Raw genomic sequence first — 17,794 nt, 5'->3', positions numbered from 1 at the left:
CTGATCAGAGCCGCACGAGCAGCAGCTCGGCGGCGCGGGCCGGGTCGTCGGCGTCGGTGACCAGGCACACGTCGAGCCCGCCTGCGTGTTCGCGCACTGCAATGCCTTCGGGCTTGTGGGGGGTGGCCAGGCGGTGCAGCGCGGCCAGCTCGCCACCGGCGTTCACGAGGCCGATGGCGCCGCCCGCGCAGGCGCCGTCGGCATAGCTGCTGGCGGTGTCTTCGGCCGCGGCGCAGAACACCCAGCCTCCCCCCGGCAGTGCCGCCCCGTCGGTGAAGCCAAGCGGCACGCCGTCGAGCGTGCCCAGCGGCATGGGTTTGATGCGCGGTGCGGGCCCGATGCCGCCGCGCCCGTCGATGGCGGCCACGAGCTGCGCGCGTTGCAGGCGCAGCACCGCGTTGTCGGCGCCGCCCTGGCCGCCACGGTGCAGCAGCACCAGATCATCGCCTTGCATGAAAGCGCCTTCGATGTTGATCTCGCCGAGCGCGTGGCGCAGCGGCTGGTAGAGCGCGGTCAGCGTGAAGCGGCGCAGCGCGTTCGTCGGCCGGCCGTTCGCATCGAGCACGAGGGCGACGCCGGTGTCGCGCTGCGCGGTGGAGCCCGAGCCGAGCGCCACCAGGGTGTGGGCGTGCCGGCGCGGGTGGTCGTCGAGCAGCACCAGCGCTTCGAAGTCGGCCTTGCGCCGTTTGCGTTCGGCGGCATCGGCCGGCAGGTCGCCGTGCAGCAGCCGGTGCAGGCGGCCGGGGCGATGCGCGTCGTGGAACACGACGAGGTGGTGCTCGTCGTCACACACCACGTAGGCGTGGCCGAACGCGCACACGAGGCCGCTCGCGGCCGACACGTGGGCGAGCCCGCGCGGGTGCTGGCGCGGGTCGACGCTCAGGGGGCGCAGGGTCTGCGCGGGCAGGGCGGGCGGTGCCGCCCCGGCGCGGGCGCCGATCAGGCGCTCACCGGCTTGAAGTAGCGCGCTTCCAGCGTCTTGGCGTTGGTGAGGTGCAGCCTCACCATCAGGCGCTCCACCCAGGTCAGCGGCTGGATGCGCCCATCGGGCATCGCCAGCACGGGGCCGAGGATGGGTTCGTCTTCAATCCGGGACTCCTGGTACTCGCGGGCTTGGATCGCGTCGCTCATGAGACCTCCTCTGTGGCGGACTGGTGGAAAGCGGCACGCGTGGTGCCTGTAACCACTTGTAGTCTACGTGCGGCATTTCACGGCCGGAAGGGGGTGCGACCCCCGAGAAACCCTGGCCTTTGTGTTGATCCACACTCCGGGGCATGACCGCTTCTGCCCTTGCCCACTTGCCGCCTGACGGCCCGACCGAACTGCTGTTCCTGCTCTTTCATGGCGTGGGGCAGGACGCGTCGACCATGACGCCGCTCGCGCAGCGCCTGGCGGCCGAGTACCCGCAAGCCGCCATCGTCTGCCTCAACGCGCCTGACGCCTTCGAAGGCAAGGGAAGTGGCTGGCAGTGGTTTTCGCCGGTCGGGCTGACCGAGGCGCGGCGCGTGGAGCGGGTGGCCGCCGCGCTGCCGCGGTTCGTGGGCATCGTGCGCGCGGTGCAGCAGCAGTTCCACATGGGCTGGGAGCGCACGGCGCTCGCCGGCTTTTCGCAAGGCGCTGTGATGTCGCTCGAAGCCGTGCAGGCCGAGCCGCAGCTCGCCGGCCGCGTGCTCGCGTTTGCCGGCCGCCATGCCACGCCGCCTGAACACGCGCCGCACGACACCACGGTGCACCTCTTCCACGGCATGGCCGACACGGTGATCCCGCCCGGCCCGGCCATCGACTCGGCCGAGCGGCTCGTGGCGCTCGGTGGCGACGTGACGGCCGACGTGCTGCCGCACATCGGCCACGAGCTGCACCCCGCGCTGATGGAGAAAGCCATCGAGCAGCTGCGCACCTTCCTGCCCAAGAAGGTGTGGCGCGATGCGATGAGCGAGGCGCCGGTGCTGTCGAAGCCGGCCTCGAGTCGCGACCTGGATTGACTCAATCGAGTGAGACTTCGGCGCGCACCGCACCGGCGCGGTCGGCACGCGCACTGAGCGCGAGGCGCGTGCCCTTGGGTGCGCGCACCACCCATTCGCCCACGGCCCGATCCGCCGTGACCTCGCGTTGCGGCAGGAAGGCCTGCAGCGAACTGGGCGGCGCATGGCCTTCGAGCTGCGGGCCTTCGAGGCGCTCCTGGCCGCTCACGAGCGACACCGTCGGGTCACCGGCCGGCAGGTGGATCTCGAACACCACGCCGCGCACCGCCTTGCGCTCAAGCGCCCGCTTGGTCACGTAAGCGGGCAGCCAGCCGCTGTTGCCCACCGCGAAGCGCACACGCCAGGTGTCGGGGCCGAGCGCGCGCACTTCTGTGCGCAGCACTTCGAGTCTGGGCAGACTCAAAGCGATCTGCGTCATCCACTTCGGGAACCGTGCGGCCTCGCGTTCGCGAAGGTGCGGCGGCGGGTTGCGCCAGTAGTTCATCTTGTCCCAGCCGCCGATCTCGACCGCGCCGAGCTGCGGGTGGTGGAAGGGCTTCCAGTCGACGTGTGCGAGGCCACCGCACTGTTCGTCGCTCCACTTGATGAGCTTGAGGTCGTCTTCCACCGGGTGCTCGCGGTACCAGTCGATCCACTTGTAGTCGGTGATGCCGGCCTCGCGGTTCGGCGCCCAGAGTTCCACCACCCAGAAGAGCGCGCCCAGGTGCTCGTACATCCAGTCCTGTGTGCCGGTGATGACTTCCTTCGGGTGGTACTTGAAGTCGTGCCAGATGCTGATGGCGGGGTAGCCGGTGAGCTTCTCGCCCAAAGCGCTGAAACGCTTGTAGGCCCACAGGTCTTCGGGCGTCATGTCGTCGTCGCCATGCGTGCCCGGCGGGCGCAGGATCACGCCGCTGTGCGTGTGGTAGCTGATGCCGGCACCGATGTTGGGGTGCGCGAAGATGAAGTCGACCATCGCGCGCACCTCGGGCTCGCTGGTCGGGTAGGGGCCGGCACCCACCTGCTCGTGCTCCTGCCGCCAGCCGGCGGGGAAGTTGCGGTTGAGGTCGAGGCCTTCGAGGTCCTTGTTGACCTGGATGGTGAGGCCGTCGTAGTTCTTCACGAAGCCTTCGGGCATCAGCCGGTAGTACTCGCCGCCGAACTCGCCCGGCTCGCGCGGCACCATGAGCCGCGGGTCTTGCGCGCACTTCTTGTAGGCGCCGTGCGGGTCGCGCTGGCGCATGAAGAGGATGCGGCCGTCGCCGTCCACGTCTTCCATCGTGAGGCCGTCGACCGGCTCGTCGTCGAAGGGGTAGCGGCGGGTGGACGAGCGGATGTGCCGCGGCCGCTCGGCCAGCGCGAGCTCGGCGCCGTCGGGGTTGAGGCGCGGGCAGAGGTAGACCACGCGGGTGTCGAGCAGGTGGGCGATCTCGCGGTCGGTGTCGAAACCTTGCACCAGCTGCTGCAGGTAGTACAGCACCGCGGTGCTCGCGGTGAGCTCGGCCGCGTGGATGTTGCCGTCGACCCAGAAGCCGGGCTTGTCGGCCGCGTCGCCGGTGTGCTGGTTGGTGACGGTGGCCACCCAGATGTCGCGCCCTTCGTGGCTCTTGCCGATGCTGTCGACCCGCACCAGGGCCGGGTAGGCGGTGGCGTAGTCGAACAGCAGCTGGGTCAGCGCGTCGTAGGGGTAGAAGCTGTCGAAGCGTTGGGCGGGCGGCTGGGGCATGGTGGGGTCGAAATGGATGACAGGCGTTTTCCAGGTCGGGCTACCGTGCACGCGCGGCTTCCACCGCCTGGTAGGCCTGATCCGGTCGATTCGGCACGTCGGGGTAGCGCATGGCCAGCCGCTGCTCACGCACCATGGCCGTCAGCACCCGGGTTTGCAGGTTGTCGGGCTCTCGCCCCAGCAAAAGTCCCAGCTCGCGGCTCGTGAGCCAACGGCCCTGGCACAAGTCCTCAATCAGCGCCTTCAAGGTCTCGATGCGCATGCGCGGTCGCTCGCGTGCGGGAGCGGCTCGCTGCCACAGGCCGTTGTCGGTGGCTGAAGTTTCAGGTGATTCGGCGCCCGATTGAGGGGAGTCCTCCGCATATTGAGGGGAGTCGCCTGTGTATTGAGGGGAGTCACCTGTGTATTGAGGGGAGCTCAGGTCGGATTGAGGGAAGTCCTCGGGCACCGAGTAGCTGGTCCATCGCCGCTGGTTTTGTTGGCGCAGCAGGCCATGGCGCACCAGGCCTTGCAAGGCAATGGTGATGTCGGCCGGATGCTCGCCAGTGATCTCTTGCAACCGGCTGTTGGTTACCGCCCCTTCGATCTGCGCGGTGACTACTGCCTGTACCCCCAGCGGGCTGAGCTGGGTGTAGCGCTCACCGAAGCGCTGGTTCAACGCCCGATCGACTTCATCAGGGATCAGGCTGACCATGGGCAACACCAGCTTGACGCGATCAGGTTGCACGCTTTCTTCGATCTTGGGCGAGCGCCAGTGCTGGCTGCGCCAGCCGCTGCGAATCTTGTCCATGCCGGAGCCAGCCTTTTCACCGCCGCCGATCATTTGAAACATCAACTGCAGCGACTTGTTGCGGCACTCGCTGACGCCCCCACGCAGCAGCTGCTCGCGAGACAGCAGCAAGGAGCCCGGGTTGGACAGTTCGATGCGATCTGCGTAGCGCTCGATCACGATGCCGCCCTGCCCGTGATGGTCGGCGTGAATCAAAGCGTTGACCACGGCTTCGCGCAAGGCCTCATGCACGATGGTGTCGTCGCGCCGGTAAAGCTCCCGGCTGAGCTGGAACGGAATCTTCAGGTCAGCCGCCAGGCGCTGCACTACGCGCTGATAGAACTGAAAGGCGTTGCTCTGCCAAGAGCCATCAGGCGCGAGGCGATCTGTCCAGCGCACCTTAGGGTCGGCAGACAGCTTCTCCCGGTAGTCGATGTGAAACGTGGGCAGTCCTTCGCGCAAGGCATCGAAGGTCGCGAACATCACCAAGCCGGCCACGGTGGCGCCTTGCAAACCAGTGGCGCGGTCACGTCGCAACGCGCCGAGCTTGTACAACAAGCCTTCGTCGTCTTCGGACAACCATGGGTGATCCGGGTCACGAGAAGCAAAGCGATTGCGGTACTGTTTGAGCGTGTCGCTGTCGAAATCGGCAATGCCGAAATGTTCAAGGATGGCAGCGTCGGCCGGCGTGGAAGACTGATCGGCCAACATGCGGCGCACTTCGTCTTCGCTGCAGCGATAGTCCCCTTCTTCGGCCCGGCGGAACGTGCCGGCCATCGGGTTCGGCCCGACATAGACGGGGCGTTGCGCACGTGACGCACGCGGCACCGTGACAATCAGAAAGGTTCGCCCATCGCGGTCTATGGTTTCGAGGTTGCCGTCGGTCAACAGGTTGGCGCTGATCTTGTTGCGGTCGTTGAGTTGATTCCAGAGTACCGTGCGCAGTGCTGCAGCATCCGGTACACCGTCCCACGACAGCGCGCCCTGTTTTTCTGACACACCCAAGATGATGCGGCCACCTTGCGTGTTGGCCATGGCCGAATAGGTTTCCCAGAAGGCCCCAGGCAGACCCCCGCGAGCGGCCTTGAACTCAATGTCGTTGCCTTCGCTGGTTGGCGTCAATACATCAAACAAAGTCAGTTGCCGCATGCCGTCCCCTGTCGCCTCGTGACGTCACTTTGCACAGCGTCAGTCGCGGAATGAATGATATGGCCCGGTCGGGCGTGATAGTCAGCCTAGCAAGGGCCTTGACATAGAGTGCACTCTAGATCGCCCAATGCCGAGCTCCCCTTCACCTCATCAGGAGCTGACCATGAGCACCACCACCCTTGCGGCCGAGAACACCCGCGTCGCCCGCCACTTCATCGAGCGCTTCAACGACAACGACATCCCAGGCGTGCTCGAGCTCTTCGCCGACGACATCTGCTACCGGCTGATGGGCAAGCCCGACCGGCTGCCGAGCGCGGGGCCGAAAGACAAGGCGCAGATCGCCGCCGTCTTCGAGCGCATGAACTCGCGCCTCAACGGTGGCCTGCGCATGTGGGTCAAGAACACCATCGCCGAACGCGATCAGGTGGCGATGGAAGTCGAGTCACGCGGCGAGATGAAGAACGGCCGCGTCTACAACAACGAGTACCACATGCTCATCACCCTGCGCGAGGGCAAGATCGTCGACCTGAAGGAGTACTACGACACCTTCCACGTGTGGGACACCTTCTTCCGCCCCGACGACCCCGAACTCACCAAGAGCACCTGATGCCCCGCAAGCCCGGCACGATCAAGATCGGCGAGCTGTCTCGCCGCACGCTGCGCAGCGTGCACACCATCCGCTGGTACGAGGCGCAGGGCCTGATGCCGGGCGTGCAGCGCGATGCGGCGGGCCGCCGCCTCTACCAGGAAGAGCACGTGGCCTGGCTCGACCTGATGGAGCGGCTGCGCCTGACCGGCATGACGATCCGCGAGATGCGCCGCTACGCCACGCTCGTGAAGCAGGGCAAGGCCACCATCGCCGACCGGCATGCACTCTTCGCGGCGCATCGCGAGCGGGTGCTGGCCACCATCGAAGACTGGAAGCTCGGCTTGAAGCTGCTCGACCGCAAGATCGATTACTACGGCGAGTGGCTCGCCAGCGGCAAGCGGCCAGTGGTGGGGCCTTACGAGGTCACACCACCGACCCGTCCACGAACACCTTCAGCTCGCCCGGCTGCAGCGCGATCCAGGGCTCGTCGGCCGTGAGCGGCTCCGTCACGACGACGGCCACGCGGTCGCGCGGCGTGGTGAGCTGCGAGAAGTCGACGCTCATGTCCTCGTCTTGCAGGCGAGCGGCGCGAAAAGGGTGCTGGCGCACCAGGTAGTGCAGCTTGGTCGAGCAGTGCGCCCACAGCGCCTGCCCGTTGCTCAGCATGAAGTTGAAGGTGCCATGGGCGGCGATGCGCGGCACGAGCTCGCCGAGCGTGCGGGTGAGTTCGGCGATCGAGGGCACGCCCGCGTGCGCTTTGGCCAGCTCCTGCATCAGCCAGCAGAAGGCGCGCTCGCTGTCGGTGTCGCCCACCGGGTGGAAGGCGCTGTGCAGCGTGGGCGCGTAGCCTTTCAAGTCGCCGTTGTGCGCAAAGGCCCAGTAGCGGCCCCACAGCTCGCGCTGGAAGGGGTGCGTGTTCTGCAGCGCCACGTGGCCCTGCGTGGCCTTGCGGATGTGCGCGATGACGTTGGCGCTGTGGATGGGGTAGCGCCGCACCATCTCGGCCACGGGCGAGACCGCGGCGCTCTGCGCATCGACGAAGAGGCGCACGCCGGCGTCTTCGAAGAAGGCGATGCCGAAGCCGTCCTTGTGCTCCTCGGCGCGTTTCGAGAAGCCGGTGAAGCTGAACACCAGGTCGGTCGGTGTGTTGGCATTCATCCCGAGGAGTTGACACATGGCGGCTACTCCGTGAACAAGCGGAACACACCCTTCGCGCTCAGCAGCTGCGCCGGGTTGCCGTTCTCTTCGAGCACGCCGGCCATGCGCCGCACGAGGCGCTCGCTCTTGCGCGCACGCCAGATCAGGAGGTCGACCAGCCACGGGTGAGCGTTCACGCGGTTGGCGCGCTCGTAGAGCTGGAAGCGGGGCTTGAGGGCTTGCAGGCTCTTGTCGTAGGCGTGGCGCACGTCGGCGTCAGCTCGCTGCGAGAGGATGGCTTCGGCCGCGAGCAGGCCGGTCTCGAGCGCCTTGCCGATGCCCTCACCGGTGAACGCATAGGTGCTGCCTGCGGCTTCGCCCGTCACCAGCAGGCCGGGGCGGCTGTGGCGTGCGCCGTCGAGCGTGCAGCGCAGCGGCGCGCCCTTCAGCGGGCCGAGCAGCTCGCCACCGGCCATCAGCTCGCGCGCCGGCGCATAGAACTCGCAGAAGCTCTCGAAGAGGCGCTTCAGGTTCACGTCTTCCTTCGCATGGCCGAAGACGCCCACGCCGATGTTGAACACCCCCTCGGCGCACGGGAAGATCCAGCCGTAGCCCGGCCGCAGCTGGCGGTGCCACACCACTTCGAGCGCGCGGATCTGGCTGGCCTGCGACTCGTTCTTCACATAACCACGCAGCGCCACGGCCGACGGCCCCTGCCGGTCGCACAGGCCCGCGGCCAGCAGCGCCTGCGGCACCGCGCCGGTGGCGAGCACCACCCAGTCGGCGTAGACCTCGCGTGTCTCGCCGCCGTGCGAAAGCTTCGTGCCACTCACGCGGCCGGCGGTGTCGGTGAGCGGCGATTCGAAATGCACCGGCGCAAACATGCGCGCCCCCGCGCGCACCGCGTTGCGGCAGACGATGTCGTCAAGCTCGCGCCGCGGCAGCACCGCCAGCCGCCCCGGCACGTCGACACGCCCGCCGCGCGGCGCGATGCAGCCCACGTGCGTGGCCCGCTGCGCGCGCGCCATCACCTCGTCGAGCACACCCAGGCGCGCGAGCGCGGTGTGCGCATCGGGGATGAGCCCGTCGCCGCACACCTTCTCGCGCGGGAAGCTGCGCTGGTCGACCAGCACCACGTCTTTGCCGGCCCGCGCAAGCGCGGTGGCGGCAGCACTGCCGGCGGGGCCGGCGCCCACCACCAGCACCTCGCAGCGCTCGGGGAGTTGGGCCAGGGTCAAGTTCATCCGGCAAGCATAGCGGGCCGCTTTCGCCCACCCGTGTGACAGGCTGGCGCACGCGGTGCGACACCACCGCAGCAAGAGGCTTCAGGCTTGCGGGAAAACACCTTGTTGTGATCGATCTGCGATCTCCTGATGATCCATCGACACCCTGCCGACTCGATGCAGGGACGGATGGCGGCGCCCAGCCGGCCAGCCTCGAATCACACAGGAGACCTCCCGCATGAAGAAGCACTGGATCGCCATGCTCGCCGTGGCCGTGGGCGCCGCCGTGCCCCTGGCCGCGCACGCACAAGCCCCGGCCAAGGGCTCGGAAGCGCACATCCGCGCCGTCACCTCGCGCATCGACGGCAAGGCCATCGCCAACAACACCACCACGCGCGACTGGCCGAGCTACGGCCTCGACTACGCCGAGACGCGCTTCAGCAAGCTGGACCAGATCAACGAGAAGAACGTCAAGGAGCTCGGCCTCGTCTGGAGCTACAACCTCGAATCCACGCGCGGTGTGGAAGCCACGCCGCTGGTGGTCGACGGGATCATGTACGTCACCGCCTCGTGGAGCGTGGTGCACGCGATCGACGTGCGCACCGGCAAGCGCCTCTGGACGTATGACCCCAAGGTGCCGCGCGAGGTGGGCGTCAAGGGCTGCTGCGACGTGGTCAACCGCGGCGTGGCGCTCTACAAGGGCAAGGTCTACGTCGGCTCGTTCGACGCACGCCTGATCGCACTCGATGCCGCCACCGGCAAGCTGGTGTGGGAGAAAGACACCTCCATCGACCGCAAGCGCCCCTACACGATCACCGGCGCGCCAAGAGTGTTCAAGGGCATGGTGATCATCGGCAACGGCGGCGCCGAGTACGGCGTGCGCGGCTACATCACCGCGTATGACGCCGAGACCGGCGCCGAGAAGTGGCGCTTCTTCACCGTGCCGGGCGACCCGGCCAAGCCGTATGAGAACGAAGCGCTGGCCCGCGCCGCCAAGACCTGGGACCCGAGCAACAAGTACTGGGAAGCCGGCGGCGGCGGCACGGTGTGGGACAGCATCACCTTCGACCCCAAGCTCAACCTGCTCTACATCGGCACCGGCAACGGCTCGCCGTGGTCGCGCGCCAAGCGCAGCCCGGGCGGCGGCGACAACCTCTTCCTCGCCTCCATCGTCGCGATCAACCCCGACACCGGCAAGTACGTGTGGCACTACCAGGAGACCCCGGGCGACAACTGGGACTACACCTCCACCCAGCCGATGATCCTGGCCGACATCCAGCTCGGCGGCAAGACGCGCAAGGTGATCCTGCACGCCCCGAAGAACGGCTTCTTCTTCGTCATCGACCGCACCAACGGCAAGTTCATCAGCGCGAAGAATTTCGTCGACGTGAACTGGGCCACCGGCTACGACGAGAAAGGCTTCCCCATCGAGACCGCAATCGCGCGCAGCCCCGACAAGGGCTACGACAGCATCCCCGGCCCGCTGGGCGCGCACAACTGGCACCCGATGTCGTTCAGCCCCAAGACGGGCCTCGTCTACCTGCCGGCGCAGAACATCCCGCTCACGCTGATGGACAACAAGAACTACAAGTTCAACGAGATGACGCTCGGCGTGCCCGGCTCCAACCAGGGCTGGAACACCGCGATGTTCATCGGCGCGGTGCCCGCCACCAGCAAGCCCTTCGGCCGCCTGCTCGCGTGGGACCCGATCCAGCAGAAGGAAGCCTGGCGGCATGAGCATGTGTCGCCGTGGAATGGCGGCACGCTCGCCACCGCCGGCAACCTCGTCTTCCAGGGCACGGCCGAGGGCCGCTTCATGGCCTTCAATGCCAAGACCGGCGAGAAGCTCTGGGAAACGCCCACCGGCACGGGCGTGATCGCCGCGCCCAGCACCTACATGGTCGACGGCAAGCAGTACGTGTCGATCGCGGTCGGCTGGGGCGGCTCCTACGGCGTCTCCCAGCGCGCCAGCGACAAGGTCGGCCCGGGCACGGTCTACACCTTCGCGGTGGGGGCGAAGAACCCGATGCCCGAGATGGCGCAGGTGAAGATGAACGCGCTGCTGCAAGGCGTGGCCTACGACCCCAAGCAGGTGCCCGAAGGGCAGGGCCTGTATGTGGCGAGCTGCGTGCTCTGTCACGGCGTGCCGGGCGTCGACCGAGGCGGCAACATCCCCAACCTTGGCTACTCGCACCCCGACGTGATCAACAACCTCGAGGCCTACGTGCTCGGCGGCGCGGCCAAGGAGCGTGGCATGCCCGACTTCACCGGCCGGCTGAAGCCCGAAGACATCCCGAAGCTGAAGGCCTTCATCCAGGGCGTGCCGGATTCGATCCGGCCGAAGAAGTAGGCACGTTCGCCGCCTGGCGTTTCCGTGAACCCGCCGGCCTCGCGTCGGCGGTGCTTCATGGCGAGGGCAGGTTGTAGCAGGTCCGGTCTTCGCGGCAGCTGCGCAGCCGCTGGAGTTCCGAGGGGAAGAGCACTTGCAGGTCGAATGCGGAGCCCTGCAATTTCGCGAGGTAGCCCTTGCAGTGGGCCTGGACCGCGTCGCCACCGGGTTTCCCCAGCGCTTCGAACGCACGGGCCCGGGCTGTGGCACGCCGGTCGCGCTCATGCGCGAAGACGCGCCAAGGCGACAGCTCGAAGTCCTGGGCCAGACGTTCCACATGGGCTCGGGCATGCCGCTCGACGACGTCCAGCGGTGCGGCGTTGCGTGCCCGCCAATGCTCGGCGGCCTGATCGAGGGCGTGCTCGGCCTGTGGAAGCGGCTCGCGGCACAGTCCCGGCGTGGCCGCGACCGTCTCGACGAATGCGAGCAGGTCGTTCACGGCCTTGTCGTACAGCTGTTGGGGTGAGCTGGCGCCCAGGTAGTACAGGCCGAGTCGCTCAGGCGGCAGCCGCGTCTTCACGCCACGCTTCACCTGTGTGCGCACCTCCACCCATTCGTCCTTGTCGTTCTGGATGATCTCGCTCAGGATCAGCCCGTCCGCGCCGATGGACTGGATGCGGCCGAAATCGCGCCCCATGTAATGCTGGACCCCCACCGCGTGCAGCAGGCCGTCGGGCGACTCGATCAAGGCCCTCCAGCGGCCGGACCACTCCATGTGGCCGCGCATCACGAGCGATCCCAGTGGAAACAACTCCAGCGGCTCGCACACCCTGGCGTTCTCTTCCGAGCTGGGCGCCCGATACGGGCAATGGCCGTGGGGGGCAAGCGCCGGGCGGCTGGACGCGCTCAACGAGGGAACCGGCTGCACGGCCAACTTGCCGCGCCAGCAACCCTCGCCGCCGACGCTCGATGCCAGGCCATCGCGCGCGTCGCGCACCGCGCGCTCGCAGCGAGGGTGCATCACGATGACCCGCCCCTGCACCGTGAGCTGGAGGTCGAGCGCCGTTGCCAGTTTGGCGAGCAGGTCGTCGATGGACGCGTAGCGCAGCGTGAGCGACAGCCTGCGCTCATCCAGGGGCACTGCAACCACCAGGTTGACCTTGGCCACATCCGCCACCGCGCGCAGCAGCCCCGCGGCCTCGGCGTCGCTCACGTCGAGATGGCCCGGACCGAGGGTGGGTGCGGAGGCCGGCATCGATGGGGGTGCGGCGCCGGCCGGCGCCGCAGCGCTGAGCCCCGCCAACAAGAGGGCGATGACGAGGGTCGACCAGCGGGCGAGTCCGTGGCGAAGACGCATGGCGACGAAGGCCGGGTGCGAGAGCCGGCGTGCGGGGAGGTCGGCGCATTGTGCGGCGTGACCGTGAGGCGCATGCCGTAGCACAGGCGACTGGCCCCAGCTTGTACAAAAAGGGGGCACACAAGCACCAATCGCACCACGCGGGCGCTTCCACGAGGATCGCGTCCCCAGCTGGGCCATCCCGGTCCGCTCAGCACGTCCAAGGAGCGCGCCTGTGATCACTTCCCACTTCGTCTTCAAGGCGCTTCGCCGCGCCGTCGTCTGCACTGGCGCCGTCGCGCTGCTCGGTGCGGCCGGCTTCGCGCAGGCGCAGATCGCCACGGGCAAGCCCAAGTTCCTGGGCAACATCATCGCGGGCGGCGTGCCCTCGAACTTCAACGCCTACTGGAACCAGGTCACGCCCGAGAACGCGGGCAAATGGGGCTCGGTGGAGGCCACGCGCAACCAGATGAACTGGGGCCCGCTCGACACCGCCTACAACTACGCACGCGCCAACGGCTTCCCGTTCAAGCAGCACACCTTCGTGTGGGGTGCGCAGGAGCCGGGCTGGATCGGCTCGGTCAGCGCCTCGCAGCAGGCGTATGAGGTGGAAGAGTTCATGCGCCTGTACTGCGCGCGCTATCCGCAGACGCAGTACATCGACGTCGTCAACGAGCCCATCAGCCAGCCGGCCAGCTACCGCAATGCGCTGGGCGGCTCGGGCTCGACCGGCTGGGACTGGATCGTCTGGTCGTTCCAGAAGGCGCGCCAGCATTGCCCCACGGCCAAGCTGCTGATCAACGAGTACGGGATCATCAACGACATCAACAAGCTGAACCGCTACAAGGGCATCGTCAACATCCTCAAGGCGCGCGGGCTGATCGACGGCGTGGGCATCCAGGCCCACCACTTCAGCATGGACAACCTCACGGCGGCCACGATGAAGAGCAACCTCGACGCGCTGGCGCAGACGGGCGTGCCCATCTTCGTCTCGGAGCTCGACATGACCGGCGACGACTCGACCCAGCTCGCGCGCTACCAGCGGCTCTTCCCCGGCCTGTGGACGCACCCCGGCGTGGCCCACGTGACGCTCTGGGGCTACATCGAAGGCCAGACCTGGGTCAACAACACCCACCTCGTGCGCCGCGATGGCAGCGAGCGCCCGGCGATGGCCTGGCTCAAGAACTACGTGCGCACCACCACCATCGGCGGTGGCGGCGGCGGCACCAGCAAGAACATCGTCGTGCGCGCTCGCGGCACCACGGGCCAGGAAAGCGTGACGCTGCGCATCGGTGGCACGGCGGTGCGCACCTGGACGTTGAGCACCACGATGACCAACTACACGATCACCACCTCGCTGTCGGGCGGCTCGACCGTCGAGTTCACCAACGACGCGACCGGCCGTGACGTGCAGGTCGACTACCTCAGCGTCAACGGCAGCGTGCGCCAGGCCGAGGCGCAGAGCTACAACACCGGCGTCTACCAGAACGGCGCCTGCGGCGGCGGCAATGGCCTGAGCGAGTGGCTGCACTGCAACGGCGCCATCGGCTTCGGCGACCTGTGAACCCGCCGGTTGCGAAAGGACACCCGATGAACCTCATCACCACCCGCGCGCGCCGCACGATCTCGGCGCTCGTCTTCGCCGCCGGCGCGGCGCTCCTGCTGGGCCCGCGCTCAGCCGATGCCGCCATCACCATCGACACCAACGCCTGGTACGTGCTCGTCAACGCCAACAGCGGCAAGGCGCTCGACCTCTACAACTGGGTCACCGCCGACGGCGCCGAATTCCGCCAGTGGACGCGTGCCGATGGCAACAACCAGCAGTTCCAGTTCGTGAGTTCCGGCAACGGCTACTACCGGCTGAAGAACCGCCACTCGGGCAAGGTGGTGGGCGTGGCCGGCGCGTCGACGGCCAACGGCGCGGCCATCAACCAGTACACCGACCAGAACGCGGCCAGCCAGCAATTCCGCCTGGCCGGCAGCGACAACGGCGCGGTGCGCTTCGTCAACGCCAATTCGGGCAAGGCGCTCGACGTGGTCGGTGGGTCCACGGCCGACGGTGGCGACATCCAGCAGTACACCGACTGGGCGGGCAGCAACCAGACCTGGGCGCTGGTGCCCGTCACCACGACCACGCCGCCGCCGACGGGCGGCGTGAAGCTGCCCACCAGCTTCCGCTGGACGTCGAGCGCAGCGCTCATGGTGGCCAAGCCCTCGTCGCAGTACCCCGAAGTGGCGATCAAGGACCCGACCGTCGTCTACTACGGTGGCCGCTGGCATGTGTTCTCCACGCAGGCCAAGGGCAACGGCTGGGGGCTCGAATACCGCTCGTTCACCGACTGGTCGAACGCCGGCTCGGCCAACCCGTATTTCCTCGACTCCACCGCCATCGGCGCGGGCTACCGCGCGGCACCCTTCGTCTTCTATCACTCGCCCTCGCGGCTGTGGTACCTCGTGTTCCAGAACGGCAACGCCGCCTACTCCACCAACCCCGACATCAACAACCCGGGCGGCTGGAGCGCGGTGAAGACCTTCTACAGCAGCGTGCCGAGCAACATCCAGGCAGATATCCGCGCCGGCGCCAACTGGCTCGATTTCGCGGTGGCCTGCGACACGGTCAACTGCCACCTCTTCTCGGCGGGCGACAACGGCAAGATCTACCGCTCGCAGACGACGCTCGCGAACTTCCCCAACGGGTTCGGCAGCACGGTGGTCACCTTGCAGGACTCGAACCGCAACAACCTCTTCGAAGCACCGCAGGTCTACAAGGTGCGCGAGACGGGGCAGTACCTGATGATCGTCGAGGCCATCGGCAGCAGCGGGCGCTACTTCCGCTCGTTCACCTCACCGAGCCTGAGCGGCCCGTGGACGACGCTCGCCGCCACCGAGAGCAACCCCTTTGCCGGCGACGCCAACGTGAGTTTCCCCACCGGCAAGTGGAGCCAGGGCATCAGCCACGGCGAGATCCTGCGCACCGGCTACGACCAGAACCTGGAGATCAGCGCCTGCAACATGCGCATGCTCTACCAGGGGCTCGCGCCCGGGGCGAGCGGCAGCTACGACCGGCTGCCGTACCGCCTGGGCCTGCTCACGCAGACCAACTCGCCCTGCTGAGCGGGGCGAGGCCCCGCCGGCGTCCTCAGGACGCCGCGGGCGTCTGCGTCTTGGCCAGCAGGGCTTCTTTCGACGGCTGGGTGCCGTCGGACTTGCGGCGCTTGCGCCCGCTTGCCGTCTTGCGGACCTGGGTCGCCGAGATGGTTCTCTTGCCCACGCGCTTCTTCTTTGCCAGTGCCATGTCGATCCTTTCGAGTGAATGAGCCCGTCAGGATACAGGCGGGCTCGGCGATCGAATTCCCCGGCCGCAAAAAAGGCCACCCGAAGGTGGCCTGGTCCCGCCATCAACAACCCCCGTCGAATCGTTCTAGGCCGACTGGATCTTCTCCGGCGTGAACGGCATCGAACGCAGGCGCTTGCCGGTCGCGGCGAAAACCGCGTTGCCGACCGCCGGGCCGATGAGCGCCGTGCCGGGCTCACCCACGCCGCCAGGCTTCTCGGTGCTCGGCACGAGCACCGTCACCATCTCGGGCGACTCGTTCATGCGCAAGAGCTTGTACTGGTGGAAGTTGGTCTGCTGCACCCGGCCCTTGTCGAGCGTGATCTCGCCGTAGAGCGCGGCCGTGAGGCCGAAGACGATGCTCGACTGGATCTGCGCTTCCACCGTGTCGGGGTTGACCATGCGGCCGAGGTCGGCCACGGTGGTCACCTTGTGCACGGTGATCTCGCCGTTCTTGAGCGAGATCTCGGCCACCATCGCCATGTAGGTGTCGTAGCCCTCCATCAGCGCGATGCCGCGTGAGCGGCCGGCCGGCGCGGCCGTGCCCCAGCCCGACTTCTCGGCCACCTGCTTGAGCACGTTGGCAAAGCGCGGCTTGTTCGCGAGCAGCGACAGGCGGTACTGATACGGGTCCTGCTTGGCGTTGGCCGCCAGCTCGTCGATGAAGGTCTCGTTGGCAAAGGCGTTGAGCGCGTGGCTCACGCTGCGCCAGTAGCCCACGCGCAGGCCGGCGTCGTGCTTCAGGATCTCGTGCTTGGTCGCCGGGATCTCGTAGGCCGCCATCGCGGCCTCGGTCATCAGCGGGTCCTGCACCGGGGCGGGCAGGCCGAACACACGCCCGGTGACCGACTGCGAGGTCATGCGGAAGGTCATGGCGGTGGGCTTGCCGTCGTCGCCGATGGCCGCGGCCAGGTGGTGCACCGACTGCGGCCGGTAGAAGTCGTGCGTCATGTCGTCTTCACGCGTCCACACGAGCTTGACCGGCTTGCCGACCGCCTTGCTGATCTGTGCGGCCTGGATGATGAAGTCGATGTCGATGCGCCGCCCGAACCCGCCGCCGAGGAAGGTGGTGCGCAGGGTCACGTTCTCGATCGGCACGCCGCAGACCTTGGCCACGGTGCCGGCGGCGGCGTCCTGCCATTGCGTGGGGCCGATGAGGTCGACCTTGTTGTCGTGGTACCAGGCGGTGAAGTTCATCGGCTCCAGCGGCGAGTGCGAGAGCAGCGGCATCACGTACTCGGCCTTGAAGACCTTGGCGCCCGCCGCCTTGATCACCGCGTCGGCATCGCCCGCCTTGGGCAGCGGCAGGGGCTTGGCACCCTCGGCCACCGCGGCGGCCTTGATGCTCGCGAGCATGGTCTTGTCGGTGAGCGCGGCGCCGGCGCCTTCGTCCCACTCGATCTTCACGCCGGTGCGGGCCTTGTTGGCGTGCCACCAGGTGTCGGCCACCACGGCCACGCCGTCAGGGATCTGCACCACGTCGATCACGCCGGGCATCTTCTTGGCGGCGCTGGCGTCGAAGCTCTTCACCTTGCCGCCGATCACCGGGCACTGCTCAAGCGCGGCGTAGACCATGCCGGGCAGCTTCACGTCGATGCCAAACTCGGCCGTGCCGTTGGTCTTGGCGGGCGTGTCGAGCCGCTTGGTGGGCTTGCCGACGATGCGGAAGTCCTTCGGGTCCTTGAGCTTCGGGGTCTGCGGCACCGGCAGCCGGGCGGCGTCGGCCGCGAGCTGGCCGTAGGTCGCCTTCTTGCCTTTCGGGCCGAGCACCATGCCGTTCTCGGCGCGCAGCTGGTCTTCCGGGATGTTCCATTTCAGCGCAGCGGCGGTGGTGAGCATCATGCGCACCTGGGCGCCGGCCACGCGCAGCTTGTCCCAGCCGTCGCGCACGGAGGTGGAGCCGCCGGTGAGCTGCGGGCCGCCGAGCAGGGCGTTGCCGTAGATCTTGCCGTTGGGCGGCGCCATCGCGACGCGGATGTTCTTGATGTCGACGTTGAGCTCTTCGGCGATGAGCATGGGCATGGAGGTGTAGACCCCCTGGCCCATCTCGGAGCGGGCCGAGATCAGCGTGATGGTGTTGTCGTCGCTGATGTGCACCCAGGCATTGGGCGTGTGCACGGTGCCGGCGGCCAGCGCCTTGCCGAGGCCGCCGACGTCGACGCCCAGCAAGAGGCCGCCCGAGGCGGCGAGGGTGGAGGCTTGCAGGAAGCCGCGGCGCGAGGTGGTGATGGTGGTCATGTC

General features: G+C 67.8%; 15 protein-coding genes. 6 read left to right on the top strand and 9 right to left on the bottom strand.

Annotated elements, in window-relative coordinates; translation table 11 throughout:
• Positions 1–4: 4 nt before the first annotated feature.
• On the bottom strand, positions 5–841 hold the full coding sequence (locus KF892_14430) for a hypothetical protein (protein MBX3626209.1): 837 nt from the start codon (positions 839–841) through the stop codon (positions 5–7).
• A gap of 98 nt (positions 842–939) precedes the next feature.
• Positions 940–1,131, bottom strand: a complete 192-nt coding sequence (locus KF892_14425) for a hypothetical protein (GenBank protein ID MBX3626208.1) — start codon at positions 1,129–1,131, stop codon at positions 940–942.
• Positions 1,132–1,274: 143 nt separating this feature from the next.
• On the opposite strand from KF892_14425, the gene ypfH reads away from it, so the two are divergent.
• A complete protein-coding gene (gene ypfH, locus KF892_14420; protein MBX3626207.1) occupies positions 1,275–1,982 on the top strand; it encodes an esterase in 708 nt (235 codons plus the stop codon).
• A 1-nt stretch (position 1,983) separates the two neighbouring features.
• Here ypfH and KF892_14415 read toward each other — a convergent pair whose 3' ends face one another.
• Both KF892_14415 and KF892_14410 read right to left on the bottom strand, forming a co-directional pair.
• Positions 1,984–3,687: a carboxypeptidase gene (locus tag KF892_14415; protein ID MBX3626206.1), complete on the bottom strand. Its 1,704-nt coding sequence runs from the start codon at positions 3,685–3,687 to the stop codon at positions 1,984–1,986.
• A 40-nt stretch (positions 3,688–3,727) separates the two neighbouring features.
• Complete coding sequence (locus KF892_14410; GenBank protein ID MBX3626205.1) at positions 3,728–5,605, bottom strand: putative DNA binding domain-containing protein; 1,878 nt, start codon at positions 5,603–5,605, stop codon at positions 3,728–3,730.
• Positions 5,606–5,768: 163 nt separating this feature from the next.
• On the opposite strand from KF892_14410, the gene KF892_14405 reads away from it, so the two are divergent.
• On the top strand, positions 5,769–6,212 hold the full coding sequence (locus KF892_14405; protein ID MBX3626204.1) for a nuclear transport factor 2 family protein: 444 nt from the start codon (positions 5,769–5,771) through the stop codon (positions 6,210–6,212).
• Positions 6,212–6,691 (top strand): MerR family transcriptional regulator, encoded by a 480-nt coding sequence (locus tag KF892_14400; protein ID MBX3626203.1) that lies wholly within the window; start codon positions 6,212–6,214, stop codon positions 6,689–6,691. Before KF892_14405 ends, KF892_14400 begins: the two co-directional genes overlap by 1 nt.
• Here the strand turns inward: KF892_14400 and KF892_14395 are convergent.
• Positions 6,618–7,370: a class II glutamine amidotransferase gene (locus tag KF892_14395; protein ID MBX3626202.1), complete on the bottom strand. Its 753-nt coding sequence runs from the start codon at positions 7,368–7,370 to the stop codon at positions 6,618–6,620. The two genes, KF892_14400 and KF892_14395, sit on opposite strands and share 74 nt — an antisense overlap.
• 5 nt (positions 7,371–7,375) lie before the next feature.
• Entirely contained in the window at positions 7,376–8,575 is a 1,200-nt protein-coding gene (locus KF892_14390; protein ID MBX3626201.1) for a geranylgeranyl reductase family protein, read from the bottom strand.
• A gap of 217 nt (positions 8,576–8,792) precedes the next feature.
• On the opposite strand from KF892_14390, the gene KF892_14385 reads away from it, so the two are divergent.
• On the top strand, positions 8,793–10,904 hold the full coding sequence (locus KF892_14385; GenBank protein MBX3626200.1) for a PQQ-dependent dehydrogenase, methanol/ethanol family: 2,112 nt from the start codon (positions 8,793–8,795) through the stop codon (positions 10,902–10,904).
• 55 nt (positions 10,905–10,959) lie between these two features.
• Here the strand turns inward: KF892_14385 and KF892_14380 are convergent, their stop codons facing one another.
• The gene (locus tag KF892_14380) at positions 10,960–12,240 is read right to left on the bottom strand and encodes a pilus assembly protein PilP (protein MBX3626199.1); all 1,281 of its coding nucleotides are present in this window, start codon (positions 12,238–12,240) and stop codon (positions 10,960–10,962) included.
• A gap of 214 nt (positions 12,241–12,454) precedes the next feature.
• Here KF892_14380 and KF892_14375 point away from each other — a divergent pair, with 214 nt between their 5' ends.
• Positions 12,455–13,783, top strand: a complete 1,329-nt coding sequence (locus tag KF892_14375) for an endo-1,4-beta-xylanase (GenBank protein ID MBX3626198.1) — start codon at positions 12,455–12,457, stop codon at positions 13,781–13,783.
• 26 nt (positions 13,784–13,809) lie between these two features.
• Positions 13,810–15,333: an RICIN domain-containing protein gene (locus KF892_14370; protein MBX3626197.1), complete on the top strand. Its 1,524-nt coding sequence runs from the start codon at positions 13,810–13,812 to the stop codon at positions 15,331–15,333.
• 25 nt (positions 15,334–15,358) lie between these two features.
• On the opposite strand, the gene KF892_14365 is transcribed toward KF892_14370, so the two are convergent.
• Positions 15,359–15,514, bottom strand: coding sequence for a hypothetical protein (locus KF892_14365; GenBank protein ID MBX3626196.1), 156 nt, complete (start codon positions 15,512–15,514; stop codon positions 15,359–15,361).
• A gap of 126 nt (positions 15,515–15,640) precedes the next feature.
• Positions 15,641–17,791: a xanthine dehydrogenase family protein molybdopterin-binding subunit gene (locus KF892_14360; GenBank protein ID MBX3626195.1), complete on the bottom strand. Its 2,151-nt coding sequence runs from the start codon at positions 17,789–17,791 to the stop codon at positions 15,641–15,643.
• Between the last annotated feature and the right edge of the window lie 3 nt (positions 17,792–17,794).

The organism is Rhizobacter sp., from assembly GCA_019635355.1.
Taxonomy (GTDB): Bacteria; Pseudomonadota; Gammaproteobacteria; order Burkholderiales; family Burkholderiaceae_C; genus Rhizobacter.
Note: the sequence above shows the minus strand (reverse complement) of the source record. Positions and strands in the feature narration are given on the sequence as shown.